The following is a 254-nucleotide window of genomic DNA, read 5'->3' on the forward strand; positions in this document are numbered from 1 at the left end:
GAACCGTGACGCCGAGGTACTCCTCTTTCTTCTTCAGCAACCCCTCGTAGGCCTCTCCGAGTCCCTCCGGAGCGATGCGATGGGTGATCAGCCCGGCCAGGCTCAGGTTGCCCCGGTGCAGCGACGCCAGCAACCAGTTCTGTGCCTTGTCGATGTCCCACGCACCCGCCAGCCGGGTGTGGGCCGGCTCGAACAGCATGTTGCCGTGCGCCCCGGTCACCTCGATGTAGCGACGATGCAGATCGTCGTAGAAG

1 protein-coding gene is annotated in these 254 nt (G+C 64.6%); it reads right to left on the reverse strand.

The window, feature by feature from the left end; all coding sequences use genetic code 11:
• Positions 1-254 (reverse strand): hypothetical protein (locus KZZ04_RS19965; RefSeq protein WP_219423998.1); only part of this gene is annotated, 254 nt, incomplete at both ends.

The organism is Pseudoalteromonas sp. CR1 (assembly GCF_019392235.1).
GTDB lineage: Bacteria > Pseudomonadota > Gammaproteobacteria > Enterobacterales > Alteromonadaceae > Pseudoalteromonas.